The sequence below is a fragment of the Sphingomonas sp. GM_Shp_1 genome (assembly GCF_026540895.1).
In the GTDB taxonomy this organism is placed as follows: domain Bacteria; phylum Pseudomonadota; class Alphaproteobacteria; order Sphingomonadales; family Sphingomonadaceae; genus Sphingomonas.
Genome location: NZ_JALNUR010000052.1, coordinates 1 through 15,963, shown reverse-complemented (window position 1 = coordinate 15,963; position 15,963 = coordinate 1). Strand labels below are relative to the sequence as shown.

Below are 15,963 nucleotides of genomic sequence, written 5' to 3'. Positions count from 1 at the left end.
TCCCGATCTAGCAGGCAGCCGAAGGGGCCAAGGGAATTCGTCGCGGTAAAGGGCAGGGCGGGCGCTTCGACTCGTTCAGTGCGAACGGAGTTTGGGGAGCGGTTGGCCAGGGCGACCATACGCCGCCCCAGCCGCCCGGAGCATCAATTATGCGGCAGCTTGGACCGGTCGAAATTCGGCCCCAGGTCGAGCAGGAAGGCCGGGCCGACCTCGACCACCTGCTTGGCGCCGGCGAGTTGCACCGAGATATTGGCCTTGCCCGCCGCAAAGGCCTGACCTGCCACGCCCGTGACGAAATAGCGTTTCCAGGCGGAGCCCACCTGAACCTGTTCGCTGGCGATCGGGGTGTAAGGCGGCTCCGATCCGCCCATGCCGACCGGGATCGACACCGTCGAACCCTCGGCGGCGTTCGGGGCGCGGAGATAGACCATGACCATCAATGTATCGCCCGCCGCGATCGGCTTGATCGTCGGATAGGTCGCGCCGCTGTCCCAGGGATTGGCTCCGGCCTTCGCAACCTTGATCTGAACGGCATTGCCGCCGGGCAAGTCGGCGGCGGGAACCTCCTTGGCGCTCTGGTTGGGGCCGTACAGGGTCCAGCCGATGCCCGGCGTGTTGATCGCCTTGTCGAAGATGCTGGATTGCGCCACCGTGCCGGGGGCAGCCGCCGGTGCGGCCTGTTGGCCCGCCGTGGCCGCCACGACAAGCATCGCCATCGATCCAATCATGATCCTTCTCCCTCCTCTCGGCCGGATTACCCGGTCCGTCGAATCGATTGTAACGCTCCCATCATGACTGCCAAGCGGGATTTAACGGACTGCTGGCCTACTGGCCGACGATCTTGACGAGCGGCTCGGCGGCCTGCCCGGTCGGCAGCCGTCCGCTGGCGGTCAGGCGGCGCGCTTGGTCGTCCCAGCGCAGCGTGGCGCTACGTCCGCCGGTCTTGCGATAGGCGTTGGTGGTGCCGTCATCGTCATACAGGGTGAAGGTGGCGTCGCGGCCCGGATAGACGCGGATGCTCTCCAGGCTTTGCGCGGTCGCGGTGCTCGGCACCTGGACGCCCATCGGAACGATCGAACCGGCGCGCACGAACAACGGGATATGGTCGATCGGCGCGGCGGCCTCGATCCACTGCCCGCCGGTATAGCGCTTGTCGGTCCACCAGTCATACCAGTCCGCGCCCGAGGGAAGGTAGACGCGGCGCGCGGTCTGGCCCTGTTCGGTGACGGGCGCGACCAGGAAGGCGGGGCCGAACATATATTCGTCGCCCAGCGTCTTCACGACCGGATCATTGGGGAAGTCCATGAACAGCGCACGCATGAAGGGGGCGCCGGTCTGGCTGGTCTGCCGCCCCAGTGCATAGATATAGGGCATCAGTGCATAGCGGAGCCGCAGCGTGCTCGCCAAAATGGGCTCGGCGGCGGTGCCATAGTCCCACAAGGCGGTGCCCGGCCGTTGGCCATGGATGCGCAGCGTCGGCGTGAAGGCGTTATACTCGAACCAGCGGACGAACAGTTCCGGGTAGTCGCGGTAGGACGGCGCCATCGCCGTCGCGCCTGCCGGATCGACCAGCACCGGGCTTCGCGCCTCCGGCCCGTTCGGCCATTGCCAGCCGCCCGTATCGCTCGACCAATAGGCGATGCCGCTGGCCGTCATGCCGAGGCCTGCGGGCACCTGACGCTTCAGCGCCTCCCAATTGGACTGCACGTCCGACGACCAGAACAGGCAGCCATTGGCCTGGGTCCCCAGATAGGCCGCGCGGCACAGAATCATGTTGCGCATGTCCGGCCGGTCGCGCGCCGAGCCCTCCGCGACGCTTGACGTGTGGAGCAGCGGATAGACGTTGCGATAGCGGTCCCCCGACCCGATCGAGAAGAAATGCCCCTCCGGCACCAGATCTGGCTCGGTTTCGTCGAGCCAGGCATAGTCGAAGCCGTTGGAGAAGATGTCGTCGCGGATCTTGCTCCAGAACCAGGCGCGCGCGTCCGCGTTGGTGCTGTCGATCAGCGCGCCCGCCCGGTCGGAGCGGATCGGCAGGCCATCGACCGGATGGCCGTCCTGGTCCTTCATCAGCCAGCCCTTGGCCGCCAGCGTGTCGAACCAGCGGCTCTCCCGCTCGAAGCGCGGCCAGATGCTGATGATGCTGCGCATGCCAATGGACTTCAGATGCGAGTTCATTCCGCTCGGATCGGGAAAGGCGGTGCGGTCGATGTCGAGTTGCCCCATCCGCGTCCAGTAGAACCAGTCGAGCACCATGATGTCGAGCGGCAGGCCGCGCTTGCGATAGCCATCGGCGATCTCGGTCAACTGGCCTTGCGTCTCGTAGCGTGCCTTGCTCTGGATCAGGCCGAAGGCGGCCTTGGGCGGCAGCGGCGTCGCGCCGGTCAGGCGGGCATAACCGGCGTAAAGTTCGTCCGTCGTCTTGCCCGCGATCACGAAGAAGGACACGCGCTCGCCGACGTTCGACTGGAACTTGGTGGCGTTCATCAGGCCAGGCGAGACGATCGTGGCGGACGGATTGTCCCACAGGATCGCATAGCCCTTGTCCGTCACCATGAAGGGCACGCACACCGACTCGCCGCCGGGCCGGTCGTAATCGTGGCGGCAGTCGATGGTCCGCCCCCGCAGGTCGAGCACGCCGTCCTGAAACTGGCCCAGCCCGTAGTAATGGGTGTCGAGCGTGTCGGCGAAGCTGGCGCCGGCGCGGAAGGTCTTTTCGCCCGACACAGTGTGCGGCGCCATCTCCCACCCGGTCATCCGGGTCAGCGTCTTGCCGTCCGCGCCCGCGAAATCGATCGATACGGGCGGGAGCGACGGCGCGAAATAGCGTTCCATCTGGCTGGGCGGTTTGGGCCAGGGCTGGGCGGCGACCGTCACGGTCAGGCCGGACGCGGCGAAGATGTCGCCGGTCGTATCGGCGCGGTGCGACCAGCCGCCTGCGTCGCTCTTTGCGATCAGGCCATAGCCGGGCTTTCCTTCCGCCTCGGCGCGGTCGGTGGCGATGGTGATGCGGACGATGCCGGGCCCGTAAGGCTCGACCGAAACGAGCGCGCCGTTGCGCTCGACAGTCTTCAGGGGATCGGCGGACAGGGCGAGGGGGGCGGTGCTGGCCAGCAGGGCCGATGCGGCCAAAGTCCACCGACCGCCCAGCGCCATCGCGCGCGCATTGCCCCGCATATCCGTCCCCCAATAAGCCAATTGATTTGTGTGAACGCTACCCTATCGCTGCGCCGGCAAGGGGGGAAGGGGGAATGCGGTCAAGCCCGGAACGGATCGCTGACGGTCGCGCGGCCGGGTCGGTCGTACCGTCCGGCGAGCCGTAGCCGATAGCGCGGATCGCTGGCGCGGGTCAGCGTCACGTCATACCAGCCAAGAGCGTCGTCCAGCGACCAGCGATGGCGACCGGGCTTGAGCGGCATGGGGGCGGCGGCCGCCTTGCCCGGTTCGAGCCGCACGACCGACAGGTCGGTCATGTCGGACGGCAGGATCAGCGACAGTCCCCGGTCATCGACCATCGCCGCGACCAGCGGAGCGGGCTTGCCGGCGGCGAAATGGCGGTGAAAGCCGTTGGGTCCCAGCACCCACAGGTCATGGCCGGTGGCCGGATCGGACGGCCAGACATCCTCGATCACGGTTCCCGCCGCCAGGCTATAGCGGCGCGGCACCCGGTCCAGGGCGTGGCGGTCATAGACATGGAACACCGCCCCCGCGCCCTCCGCCTGGAAGCGCAGGCGGATGCCGTTCGACTCGGCGATCTGCGTGACCTCCAGCCGGTAGGGCAGGGGACGCGCGCGGCGGATGCCGGGCTCCTGCGCGGGGGCACCGGTCGGGGCGGGGGCCTGCGGGCTGACCTGTCCCTTGATCGCGGCGGCGCGGGCGGCGTCCCCACGCGGGTCGGGCAAAGCCGGTGCGGCATCGTCCTGCGCCGCGAAGTCGAACGCGCTGGTCAGGTCGCCGCACACCGCGCGCCGCCAGGGCGAGATATTGGGCTCGTGAAAGCCGAACCGCGTCTCCAGGAAGCGGATGACGCTGGTGTGATCGAAGACCTGCGAATTGACCCAGCCACCCCGGCTCCAGGGCGAGACGACATACATGGGGACGCGTGGGCCCAGGCCGTAGGGGCGGCCGCGAAAGTCGGGCTGGTCCAGGTTCGCGTCGCCGACCAAGGGCACGTCGTGATATTCCCCCGTCAGCGCGACCGTCGATCCGCCGAGCGGCTTGCCGTCGGCACCGCGTGAGGGCGGGGCGGGCGGCGGCATATGGTCGAAAAAGCCGTCATTCTCGTCGAACATCACGAACAGGGCGGTGCGCGCCCAGACCTTCGGATCGGCGGTCAGCGCGTCGAGCACGTCCGCCGTATAGGCCGCGCCCTGCGCCGGGCTGGAGGGGCCGGGATGTTCCGAACCGGCGGCGGTCGCGATGATGTAGGAGACCTGCGGCAATCGCCCGGCCAGCACATCGGCCTTCAGCATGTCCAGACCGCGCGTGGTGATCGCGCGCTCCTTCAGGTCGGGATCGCCTTTGCCGCGATGCGCGTCGCGGAACGCCTTGAAACCAACCAGCGGGTTGTCTGTGAAATTGTCCGCCATGTCCTGATAGATGCGCCAGTCGATCCCGGCTGCCTGCATCCGCTCGACCACGGTCGTCCAGCGATAGGGATCGGCCGCGCCGCCATTTTCGACGAAGCTGTCATGCGAATTGCCGATGGCCGGGCCGCCTGCCCGGCCCGAGGGGTCGTTGGTCCCGCTCCACAGGAACAGCCGGTTGGTGTTGGTCCCCGTCTGCACCGCGCAGTGGTAGGCGTCGCAGATGGTGAAGGCCTCGGCCAGCGCGAACTGGAAGGGCAGGTCGGCGCGGGCATAATGGCCCATGGCGCGCTGATGCTTCGCCTCCGGCCAATGCGCCATCCGGCCTTGGTCCCAGGCGGCTTGCGCATCGGGCCAGGTGTGCGGCGTACCCTCCATCCGCATCAGCGCGAACTGTTTGTCGGTGTCCAGGCGGAAGGGGGAGACGAGGCGCGGGCCGTCGGGCGCGGTGCGGTCGAGCTGCTGCCAGACGGTGCGGGGCTCCCCGTCTGATGATGTGACCGGGATAGGAAAGCGGTCGCCGAACCCTCGCACGCCGCGCAATGTCCCGAAATAATGATCGAAGCCGCGATTCTCCTGCATCAGGATGACGACATGCTCGACATCGCGGATGGTCCCGGTCCGCCGGTCGGGCGCGATGGCGGCGGCACGGGCGATGGCGGGGGGCAGGGTCGCGGACCCGGCAAGGGCGGCGCCGGCGGAGAGAAGGGTGCGGCGGGAGAAGGTGACCATGCGCCCCCATGGCCAAGATCGTTGACGTTTTGGTGACGGGCTTCTGATCCTCCCCTGCAAGGGGAGGTGGCAGGCCGTCAGGCCTGACGGAGGGGTGTCCCCGGTGGTTGGTTCAACATGCCATCGCGACCGGTGACACCCCTCCACCATCCTTCGGATGGTTCCCCTCCCCTTGCAGGGGAGGAATGTGGGGGCCGCTATACGCCGTCTATATGCGAAACCGGGCAATCGCTCTCGAATTGCTACGTCGCTCAGGCCTAATTGCCAGGCCCTGGAGGTCGCCAGGTTGACAAGGCGGCCCGTCCATAGGGGCCTATATGAAGACCATGATGTTGAGCGCCGCCACGGCGCTGTTCGTGTTTCCCGCCGCCGCCTCGGCCCAGACCGCGGAAAGCGCGCCGCCGCCGCCCGTGACCGTCAGTGGATCGGCCACCATCGCCTCCGACTATCGCCTGCGCGGCATTTCGCAGTCGGACACGCATATGGCGGTGCAGGCCGGGATCACGGCGACGCATGAGAGCGGCGTCTATGTCGGCACTTGGGCGTCGAACCTGGCGGGTTGGGGCACGTTCGGCGGCGCGAACATGGAACTGGACCTGATCGGCGGGTACAAGACCAAGGTCGGCGACACCGGTACGCTGGATGTCGGCCTGACCTGGTACATGTATCCCGGCGGCGCGAACAAGACCGACTATGCCGAACCCTTCGCCAAGCTGTCGGGCACGACCGGCCCGGTTTCGCTGACCGCCGGTGTCGCCTATGCGCCCAGGCAGCAGGCGATCGGCAAGTGGTATAATAACGGCGCCAGCGCCGCGGCCGGTGTCTATGACAATCCCGGCGCCAAGAGCGACAACCTCTACCTCTGGGGTGACGGCGCAGCCGCGATCCATGGCACGCCGTTCACCGCCAAGGCGCATATCGGCCATAGCTGGGGCATGGATGGCCTAGGCCCCAACGCCACCGCCCCGACGCCGACGGGCGATTACTGGGACTGGTCGCTGGGCGCGGACACGACGTGGCGCAACCTGACGCTAGGCCTATCTTGGGTCGACACGAACATCTCCGATCGTGACGCCGCCTATCTGCGGCCGAGCTTCAGCAAGGGGCAGGACGGCACCGGCAATATCGCGGGCAGCACCTTCCTTGCCACCCTCACCGCCGGTTTCTGAGGAGCATCGCACATGGACGATCTGATCTGGTTGCTGATCATGGCCGGGCTGGTGGCGGCGACGCTCGCTTATGCCCGGCTCTGCGACCACGCGTGAGGGAGGCCAGGCGATGACCCTCGACCTCTGGCTGGCGGCGCTGACCGCGCTCGGCCTTCTCGTCTATCTGGTGGCGGTGCTGATCCGTCCCGAACGCTTCTGAAGGGGGCGGCATCATGACGCTTCAAGGATGGGCCTTGATCCTGGGCTTCGTCGCGATCCTGCTCGCGCTGACCAAGCCGGTCGGCGCGTGGCTGTTCGCGCTTTACGAGGGGCGGCGCACGCCCCTGCACGTCGTGCTCGGCCCCGTCGAGCGCGGCTTTTACAAGCTGTCGGGCATCGACCCGAACGCGCAGCAGGGCTGGCGGCGTTACGCGCTGCACATGCTGATCTTCAACGTCGCGTTGATGGTCTTGACCTATATCGTGCTGCGCGTGCAATATTATCTGCCGGGCAATCCGCAGGGGCTGGCCGGGCTGACGCCGCATCTGGCGTTCAACACCGCGATCAGCTTTACGACCAACACCAACTGGCAAAGCTATGGCGGTGAATCGACCATGTCGAACCTCAGCCAGATGCTCGGCCTGACCATCCACAACTTCCTGTCGGCCGCGACGGGCATCGCGCTGGCCTTTGCGCTGTTCCGCGGTTTTGCGGGGCGTGAGACGCAGAATCTCGGCAACTTCTGGGCCGATATGACGCGCATCACCCTGTATCTGCTGCTGCCGCTCTGCGTCGTCTACACCGTGTTCCTGATCGCCAGCGGCGTGCCGCAGACGATGGCCGGTGTCGTCAGCGTCGACACGCTGGAGGGCGTGCGCCAGTCGATCCTGCTCGGCCCGGTGGCCAGCCAGGAAGCGATCAAGATGCTCGGCACCAATGGTGGCGGCTTCTTCAACGCCAACAGCGCGCATCCGTTCGAGAACCCGACCGCGCTGACCAACATGGTGCAGATGCTGTCGATCTTCATGATCGGCTTCGGCCTGACCTGGTGCTTCGGCAAGGCGGTCGGCAATACGCGCCAGGGCTGGGCGATCCTGTCGGCGATGATCCTGCTGTTCCTGGGCGGCGCGGCGGTCTGCTACTGGGCGGAAGCGGCGGGCAACCCCGTGCTGCACCAGCTGGGCGTGGCGGGCGGCAATATGGAGGGCAAGGAGGTTCGCTTCGGCGTAGCCGCTTCTGCCCTGTTTGCGGCCGTCACCACGGCGGCGTCGTGCGGCGCGGTCAATGCGATGCATGACAGCTTCACCGCACTTGGCGGCATGATCCCGCTGTTCAACATGCAGCTGGGCGAAGTCGTCATCGGCGGCGTCGGTGCAGGCATCTATGGCTTCCTGCTGTTCGCCATCCTTGCGGTGTTCGTCGCTGGCCTGATGGTCGGTCGCACGCCCGAATATGTCGGCAAGAAGATCGAGAGCCGCGAGGTGAAACTCGCCGTCCTCGCCATCGCCGTCCTGCCGCTGTTCATCCTGGGGCTGACCGCGCTGTCGTGCGTGACGCAGCAAGGGCTGGCTGGACCGCTCAACAAGGGGCCGCATGGTTTCGGCGAGATCCTCTATGCCTTCACCAGTGCCGTCGCGAACAACGGTTCTGCCTTTGGTGGCCTGACCGCCGCGACCCCCTGGTATGACGGTCTGCTGGGCGTCGCCATGTGGGTGGGCCGCTTCTTCATCATCGTGCCGATGCTCGCGATCGCGGGCAGCCTTGCGGCGAAGAAGCATGTTCCCGCCTCGGCCGGCTCCTTCCCGACCACGGGTGTGCTGTGGGTCGGTTTGCTCGTCGGCATCGTGCTGGTGCTGGGCGGCCTGACCTTCCTGCCGAGCCTCGCCCTTGGTCCCATCGCCGATCATCTCGCGATGATCCGCGGTCAACTCTTCTGATCGGGAGCGCCTGTCATGGCCCATTCCCCCACCAAGAGCCTGTTCACTGCCGAGCTCGTGCTCCCGGCGATCAAGGCGTCGTTCGTCAAACTCAATCCCCGCGAGCTGATCCGCAACCCGGTGATGTTCGTGACCGCGGTGGTCGCCGCTCTCCTGACCGTCCTGCTCGTCGTCGGGCAGGACGGGCTGACCACCGGCTTCAAGTTGCAGCTGGTCGTCTGGCTGTGGCTGACCGTGTTGTTCGGCACCTTTGCCGAAGCGCTGGCCGAAGGGCGCGGCAAGGCCCAAGCCGCGTCTTTGCGCGCCGCTAAGGCCGAACTCACCGCCAAGCGGCTGAAGGGCGCTGGCCATGAGTGGGAGAATGTCCCCGCCAGCGCGCTGAAGATCGGCGACGTGGTGCTGGTCGAGACCGGCGACCTGATCCCCTCGGACGGCGAAGTCGTCGCCGGTGTGGCCAGCGTCAACGAAGCCGCGATCACCGGCGAGAGCGCGCCGGTCATCCGTGAGGCGGGCGGCGACCGTTCGGCGGTGACGGCGGGTACCCGCGTCATCTCGGACGAGATCCGGGTGAAGGTGACGGTCAATCCGGGCCAGGGCTTCCTGGACCGCATGATCGCGCTGGTCGAGGGTGCCGAGCGGCAGAAGACCCCGAACGAGGTGGCGCTGACCATCCTGCTTGTCGGTCTGACCATCATCTTCCTGATCGCAGTCGGCACCATTCCGGGCTTTGCCTCCTATGCAGGCGGCAGCATCCCGGTGGCGATCCTGGCGGCGTTGCTGATCACCCTGATCCCGACGACCATCGCGGCGCTCCTTTCGGCCATCGGCATTGCGGGCATGGACCGTCTGGTCCGCTTCAACGTGCTCGCCAAGTCGGGCCGTGCGGTCGAGGCGGCGGGCGACGTCGACGTACTGCTGCTCGACAAGACGGGCACCATCACCATCGGCGACCGTCAGGCGAGCGAGTTCCGTGCCGTCGGCGGCGCGGATGTCGACGCGCTGGCCGAAGCCGCGCTGATGGCGAGCCTGGCGGACGAGACGCCGGAAGGCCGCTCGATCGTCGTGCTGGCGCGCGAGCAGTTCAAGGTGTCGATTGCCAGCCTGCCCGCGAACGCCGAGATCATCCCCTTCACCGCCCAGACCCGTATCTCGGGCGTGCGGATCGGCGACCGGCTGATCCAGAAGGGCGCGGTCGACTCGATCCTGCGCGCCCATCCGGGCGTGGGTGAGACGGCGGCGGCGACCCAGCTGCGCCGCATCACCGACGAGATCGCGCGCGCCGGAGGCACCCCGCTGGCGGTGGCCGAGAATGGCCGCCTGCTGGGTGCGATCTTCCTGAAGGATGTGGTCAAGGCGGGTATCCGCGAACGCTTCGGCGAGCTGCGGCGCATGGGCATCCGCACGGTGATGATCACCGGCGACAACCCCCTGACCGCCGCCGCCATCGCCGCCGAAGCGGGCGTGGACGACTTCCTCGCCCAGGCGACGCCGGAGGACAAGCTCGACCTGATCCGCAAGGAGCAGCAAGGCGGCAAGCTGGTCGCGATGTGCGGCGACGGCACCAACGATGCACCTGCGCTGGCGCAGGCGGACGTGGGTGTCGCGATGAACACCGGCACCCAGGCCGCGCGCGAAGCGGGCAACATGGTCGATCTCGACAGCGATCCGACCAAGCTGATCGAGGTCGTCGGCCTCGGCAAGCAGTTGCTGATGACGCGCGGGGCGTTGACGACCTTCTCGGTCGCCAACGATGTCGCCAAGTATTTCGCGATCATCCCGGCGATGTTCGTGGCGCTCTATCCGGGCCTTGGTGTGCTGAACGTCATGGGTCTGGCGACGCCGCAATCGGCGATCCTGTCGGCGATCATCTTCAACGCGCTGATCATCCCGCTGCTTGTGCCGCTGGCGTTGAAGGGCGTCGCCTATAAGCCGATGGGCGCGGGGCCACTGCTGGCGCGCAACCTGGCGATCTATGGCCTGGGCGGCCTGATCGCGCCGTTCGTCGGCATCAAGATCATCGACCTTGTGGTCGGTGGCCTCGGCCTGGCGTGAGCCGACAATAAAAGCCCCTCCCCTGAAGGGGAGGGGGCTTGAAAGGAAATATCATGAACACTGACATTACCTCCGCATTGCGCCCGGCGATCGTCATGACGATCCTGTTCGCGATCCTGCTCGGCTTGGTCTATCCCTTGGCCATGACTGGTATCGGACAGACGATCTTCCCGCATCAGGCGAATGGCAGCCTGGTCGAGGCGAATGGCCGAGTGATGGGCTCCGAGGTCGTCGGGCAGGCGTTCGTCAGCGACCGCTATTTCCAGACACGCCCCTCGGCGGCGGGCAAGGGTTATGACGGGCTGGCCTCGTCGGGCTCGAACTTGGGGCCGACCTCGCAAGGACTCGCGGATCGGGTGAAGGCGGATGTCGCCAGGCGTCGGGCCGAGGGTGTGATGGGGCCGGTTCCCGCCGACCTCGTCACCGCCAGCGGATCGGGGCTGGACCCCGATCTGTCGCCCGAGGCGGCACTGGCGCAGGCGGCGCGTATCGCTCGCGTCCGTAATCTGCCGGTCGAGCAGGTCCGCGCGCTGGTGGTCGCCAAGACCGAAGGTTCGGTCTTCGGTGACCCCCATGTCAACGTCCTGGCCCTCAACCGCGCGCTGGACGCCCTTACCAAGCAATGACGGCAGGTGAGCCGCGCCCCGACCCGGACGCCCTGCTGCGCGCCGCCGAGCGCGAGGGGCGCGGCCGCCTGAAGATCTTCCTGGGGGCGGCACCCGGCGTCGGTAAGACGTTCGAGATGCTGTCCGAAGGGGCCGCACGTCGGCGCGACGGTGTGGATGTCGTCGTCGCGGTGGTCGAGACCCATGGCCGGGTCGAGACCGAGGCACTGGTGCGCGGCCAAGAGGTCATGCCCCGCCGCGCCGTGCCCTATGAGGGGCGGACGCTGCACGAAATGGATCTGGATGCGGTACTCGCCCGCGCGCCGCGCCTCGCGCTGGTCGATGAACTGGCGCACACCAATGCGCCGGGCAGCCGCCACCCCAAGCGTTATCAGGACGTTGAAGAACTGCTGGCGGCGGGCATCGACGTCTATTCGACAGTCAACATCCAGCATATCGAAAGCCTGAACGACGTCGTCGCTAGCTTCACCCGCGTCCGGGTGCGCGAGACGGTGCCCGACCGCATCCTGGAGGTCGCCGAGATCGAGGTGGTCGACATACCGCCCGACGAGCTGATCGAGCGCTTGAAGGCGGGCAAGGTCTATCTGCCCCAGGAAGCGACACGGGCGCTGTCGCATTTCTTCTCCAAGTCCAACCTGTCGGCCTTGCGCGAACTGGCGCTGCGAAGGGCGGCGCAGGCGGTCGATGCGCAGATGCTCGACCATGTCCGCTCGCTGGGCGTCGGCGGGCAATGGGCGGCGGGCGAGCGGCTGGTCGTCGCGGTCAGCGAACTGCCCGGCGCCGACGAACTGGTCCGCGCCGCCAAGCGCGCGGCGGACGCGCTCCGGGCACCTTGGACGGCCTTGTTCATCGACACCCCGCGCACCGCGACCTTGGGCGAGGCGCAGCATCGGCGGCTGGCGGCGACCATGACGCTGGCGACGCAATTGGGCGCTGCCGTCGCCACCGTGCCCGCGCCGAGCGTGGTCGAGGGCATAAAAGCCTTCCTGACCGATGCGCGCGCCACGCAACTGGTCGTCGGCAAGGCCAAGCGGTCGCGCTGGTTCGAACTGCGCCATGGCTCAGTGGTCGACCGGCTGGTGCGCGAGACTCCGGGCGTCACCGTCCATGTCCTGCCGGTGGGCGAGGCACCCGTGGCCGGGGAACGATCCCGACGGCGCGGGCAATGGGGCTCGCCGATCGGCTATGCCCTGACGCTGGCGGGCGTGGTGGCCGTGACCGCGCTGGCGAGCGCGCTGTTCCATATCCTCAACCTTGGCAATGTCGCTTTGCTCTATCTGCTGCCGGTCATGGCGGCGGCCAGCCTCTATGGCCTGCGCACCGGCCTGTTCGCCGGGATCGCGTCGAGCCTGGCGTACAACTTCTTCTTCCTGCCGCCGGTCGGCACGCTGAGCGTCAGCAATCCCGAGAATGTCATCTCGATCTTCGTCCTGCTGGGCGTCGCCGTCGCGACCAGCCAGTTGACCTCGCGGGTGCGGGCCCAGGCCGATCTGGCGGCGGCGAGCGCGCGCGACAATGCGACGCTGGCGGGCTTTCTCCACCGCTTGAGCGGTCTGGCAGATCCGGCCGAGGCGGCGCGGGTGATCTGCGAAGACATCGCCCGGCTGTTCGAGGTGCAGGCGGTGCTGCTCACCCCGTCGCCCGCCGGCCTTGCGGTGCAGGCGGCGACCAAGTCGGATTACCGACTGGAGACGATGGAGATGGCCGCCGCACACTGGGCCTTCGACACCGGTGCGCCCGCCGGCAAGGGATCCGCGACGCTGGCCGCGTCCGAATGGTTGTTCCAGCCGCTGAAAGCCGGAAACCGGACGCTCGCGGTTCTGGGCCTCGCGAAGGAGGCAGGGGGAGAGCCGGTCCGTGCCGACCGCCTGCCGCTGCTGACCGGGTTGATCGACCAGGCCGCGCTGATCCTCGAGCGGTTGCGGTTGGAGGCTGAGGTGCGCGACGTCGACGCCGTCCGCACCCGTGACCGGCTCCGCGCGGCGCTCCTGTCCTCGGTCAGCCATGACCTGCGCACGCCGCTGACCGCCGTGATGGCCGCCGCCGCGCAGTTGCGCCAGGGCGCGACGCCGGACCTGATCGCGACCATCGAGGGAGAGGCGGCGCGGCTCAACCGCTTCGTCGCCAATCTGCTCGACATGGCGCGGGTCGAGGCGGGGGCGCTGAAGCTGAAGATCGAGGCGATCGACCTGAGCGATGCGGTGACTGGCGCGGCGCATGACGCGCGCCGGGCCCTGGAGGGGCATTCGGTGCGGCTCGACGTGCCGCCCGACCTGCCGCTGGTGCGCGCCGATCCGCAACTGCTGCACCACTGCCTGCTCAACCTGCTCGACAATGCCGGGCGTTACGGCGATCCGGGGACCGAGATCGTGATCGAGGGGCGGCATCGCCACGGCAGCTTGCGCCTTTCGGTCCTCGACCATGGCCCCGGCCTGCCGTCGGGGCGCGAGGCGGAGGTGTTCGAGACCTTTCGGCGGCTGGAGGGCTCGGACCGGGTCGCCGGTGGCACGGGCCTGGGCCTCGCCATCGTCAAGGCCTTTGCCGAGGCGATGGGTCTGAGCGTAGAGGCGGGCAATCGCGAGGATGGCGAGGGGGCAATGTTTACCCTGTGCTTCCCCCGTGACCTGATCATGCGCGAGGGCGCACCGGAGGGAATGGCCTGATGCCTGCGACGATCCTGGTGGTGGACGATGAAGTCGCGATCCGCCGCCTGCTGCGCAACACCTTGGAACAGGCGGGGCACCGCGTGGTCGAGGCGCGCGACGGGCGGGATGCCTTGGCGCAGGCGGCGGCGGAGCACCCGGATGCGGTGCTGCTGGACCTGGGCCTGCCCGACCGGGACGGACTGAGCCTGATCCCGTTGCTGCGCGGGCCCCAGCGGGTGGTGCTGGTCGTCTCGGCGCGAGAGGCGACCGAGGAGAAGGTGGCCGCGCTCGACCTGGGCGCGGACGATTATGTCACCAAGCCGTTCGACAGCGAGGAACTGCTCGCCCGCCTTCGCGTGGCGCTGCGCCATGCCCGTGCGGCGGAGGCGGCCCCCTCGATCGTGCGCACGGGCGACCTCGCCATCGACCTTGACCGGCGGGTCGTCACGCGCGGGGGCGAGGAACAGCATCTGACCCGCAAGGAATATGATGTGCTGGCGGTGCTGGCGCGTCATCCCGGGCGGGTGGTGACGCATGACCGGATCATCGACGCCGCCTGGGGCGGGGACGATGATCCGCGCATCGACTATCTCCGCATCGTCGTCCGCAACCTGCGCCAGAAGCTGGAGGCGCCGCAGCCGGTGGGGAGCGTCATCGCGAACGAACTGGGCGTGGGGTATCGGTTGCGGGTGGAGGGGTAGGGCGTTTCTGTTCCCCGGCGAAGGCCGGGGCCCAGTTGCGGAGAGGCTGGTGGCGCGCGGTGCGATGCGTGGGAGGCATCGACGAGACGTTCGTTATTGCCTCCCACGCATTGCCCGGCCCGCTTCATTCGTTATAGAAACTGGGCCCCGGCCTTCGCCGGGGAACAGATTCAACTGACCGTCTCCCCGCCCGCAGCGTCAGCACTTCCACCCCGGTCCGCGTCACCGCCACCGTATGCTCGAACTGGGCCGACAGCTTCCCGTCATCGGTCACCACGGTCCAGCCGTCCTCCGAGGTCGAGACCCTGCGCGTACCCTGGTTGATCATCGGCTCGATCGTGAAGGTCATCCCCTCGCGAAGGACTTCGCCCGTCCCTGGTCGCCCGAAATGCAGCACATTGGGCGCCTCGTGCATCTCGCGCCCGATGCCGTGGCCGCAATAGTCGCGGACCACCGAATAGCCGTTCGCCTTGGCGTGCTTCTCGATCGCCGCGCCGACATCGCCCAATCGCGCGCCGGGGCGGACCTGTTTGATGCCCTTCCACATCGCCTCGCGCGTGACGCGGACCAGCCGCCTTGCGCCGGTCGATGCGTCGCCGACGATATAGGTCTTGCTGGAATCGGTGATGAAGCCGTTCTTTTCCAGGGTGATGTCCAGATTGACGATATCGCCGTCGCGGATCACGTCCTCGGCGCTGGGTACGCCGTGGCAGACGACCTGGTTGATCGAACTGTTGAGCACATAGGCGAAACCATATTGCCCCTTGCTCGCGGGGCGTGCGCCCAAGTCGTGGGTGATGTAGCGCTCGACCAGGTCGTTGACCGCCAGCGTCGACATGCCCTCCAGCGTCAGCCCATCCAGCATCTCGAACACCTGCGCCAGCAGCCGCCCGGACGCGCGCATCAACGCCAGTTCCTCCGCCGTCTTGACCATGTCAGGCGACCAGGGGCTGGGGAAGGGGGGCGTCGGCGGCGGCCATCTGCGCCTGGACGATCTGGTGGAAGGTCAGCGTCGGGTTCGCCTCCGCCAGCATCCCCATCTTCATCCAGAATTCGGCCTGCGCGTTGATCGAGCGGCACATGACCGTGCTGGCGCGGCGCACCTCCTCGTGCAATTCGTCGTCTATCTTAACAATACCCATATATGGATCATATATGGATCGTATATCGGACGCAACCGGTCAGTAGCGGGCGGTCGGGCGACTGAGGACGAAGGCCGCGCATCCGCCCATCATCACGGCCACGCCCAAAGCGAGCGGCCAGTGCGGTCTGGCGGTCGCCCAGAACAGGCCATAGCCCAGCGCCATCCCGCCGCACGCCATCGCCTTGCCCCTGACCCCGATCGCCCCGTCCCGCCGCCACGCCCGCAGGGTCGGACCGAAACGCGGATGGTCGAGCAGCCACGCCTCCAGCCGGGGTGACGACCGCGCAAAGCATGCCGCCGCCAGGATCAGGAAGATGGTCGTCGGCATCAGCGGCAGGATCGCCCCGATCACGCCGAGCGCGACGAACACGCATCCCAGAACGAGCCAGCCG

At 67.6% G+C, this 15,963-nt stretch carries 13 protein-coding genes; 7 read left to right on the top strand and 6 right to left on the bottom strand.

Features of this window, described 5'->3' with window-relative positions:
- Positions 1–143: 143 nt before the first annotated feature.
- From OXQ33_RS16535 to OXQ33_RS16525, 3 genes are all read right to left on the bottom strand, one after another.
- Positions 144–728 carry a hypothetical protein gene (locus tag OXQ33_RS16535; protein WP_267435773.1) on the bottom strand — a complete coding sequence of 195 codons (585 nt, stop codon included), beginning with the start codon at positions 726–728 and terminating at the stop codon, positions 144–146.
- A 97-nt stretch (positions 729–825) separates the two neighbouring features.
- On the bottom strand, positions 826–3,177 hold the full coding sequence (locus OXQ33_RS16530) for a TIM-barrel domain-containing protein (protein WP_267435772.1): 2,352 nt from the start codon (positions 3,175–3,177) through the stop codon (positions 826–828).
- A gap of 80 nt (positions 3,178–3,257) precedes the next feature.
- On the bottom strand, positions 3,258–5,318 hold the full coding sequence (locus OXQ33_RS16525; protein ID WP_267435771.1) for a phospholipase C, phosphocholine-specific: 2,061 nt from the start codon (positions 5,316–5,318) through the stop codon (positions 3,258–3,260).
- Positions 5,319–5,635: 317 nt separating this feature from the next.
- Here OXQ33_RS16525 and OXQ33_RS16520 point away from each other — a divergent pair, with 317 nt between their 5' ends.
- The 7 genes from OXQ33_RS16520 to OXQ33_RS16490 all read left to right on the top strand — a co-directional run bounded on the left by OXQ33_RS16520 (position 5,636) and on the right by OXQ33_RS16490 (position 14,427).
- Complete coding sequence (locus OXQ33_RS16520) at positions 5,636–6,487, top strand: TorF family putative porin (protein ID WP_267435770.1); 852 nt, start codon at positions 5,636–5,638, stop codon at positions 6,485–6,487.
- A gap of 109 nt (positions 6,488–6,596) precedes the next feature.
- Complete coding sequence (kdpF, locus tag OXQ33_RS16515) at positions 6,597–6,686, top strand: K(+)-transporting ATPase subunit F (RefSeq protein WP_037531783.1); 90 nt, start codon at positions 6,597–6,599, stop codon at positions 6,684–6,686.
- A gap of 13 nt (positions 6,687–6,699) precedes the next feature.
- A complete protein-coding gene (gene kdpA, locus OXQ33_RS16510; protein ID WP_267435769.1) occupies positions 6,700–8,403 on the top strand; it encodes a potassium-transporting ATPase subunit KdpA in 1,704 nt (567 codons plus the stop codon).
- A 15-nt stretch (positions 8,404–8,418) separates the two neighbouring features.
- On the top strand, positions 8,419–10,455 hold the full coding sequence (gene kdpB / locus OXQ33_RS16505; protein WP_267435768.1) for a potassium-transporting ATPase subunit KdpB: 2,037 nt from the start codon (positions 8,419–8,421) through the stop codon (positions 10,453–10,455).
- Between the two features lie 53 nt (positions 10,456–10,508).
- A complete protein-coding gene (gene kdpC, locus OXQ33_RS16500) occupies positions 10,509–11,081 on the top strand; it encodes a potassium-transporting ATPase subunit KdpC (RefSeq protein WP_267435767.1) in 573 nt (190 codons plus the stop codon).
- Entirely contained in the window at positions 11,078–13,744 is a 2,667-nt protein-coding gene (locus OXQ33_RS16495) for a sensor histidine kinase KdpD (RefSeq protein ID WP_267435766.1), read from the top strand. The genes kdpC and OXQ33_RS16495 overlap by 4 nt, the downstream gene beginning before the upstream one ends.
- Complete coding sequence (locus OXQ33_RS16490; protein ID WP_267435765.1) at positions 13,744–14,427, top strand: response regulator transcription factor; 684 nt, start codon at positions 13,744–13,746, stop codon at positions 14,425–14,427. Before OXQ33_RS16495 ends, OXQ33_RS16490 begins: the two co-directional genes overlap by 1 nt.
- Before the next feature lie 124 nt (positions 14,428–14,551).
- Here OXQ33_RS16490 and map read toward each other — a convergent pair whose 3' ends face one another.
- From map to OXQ33_RS16475, 3 genes are all read right to left on the bottom strand, one after another.
- Positions 14,552–15,361: a type I methionyl aminopeptidase gene (gene map, locus OXQ33_RS16485; RefSeq protein ID WP_267435764.1), complete on the bottom strand. Its 810-nt coding sequence runs from the start codon at positions 15,359–15,361 to the stop codon at positions 14,552–14,554.
- A gap of 1 nt (position 15,362) precedes the next feature.
- On the bottom strand, positions 15,363–15,569 hold the full coding sequence (locus OXQ33_RS16480; protein WP_267435763.1) for a ParD-like family protein: 207 nt from the start codon (positions 15,567–15,569) through the stop codon (positions 15,363–15,365).
- Between the two features lie 39 nt (positions 15,570–15,608).
- On the bottom strand, positions 15,609–15,963 hold a 355-nt coding region (locus OXQ33_RS16475; RefSeq protein ID WP_267435762.1), incomplete at its 5' end, for a YbaN family protein.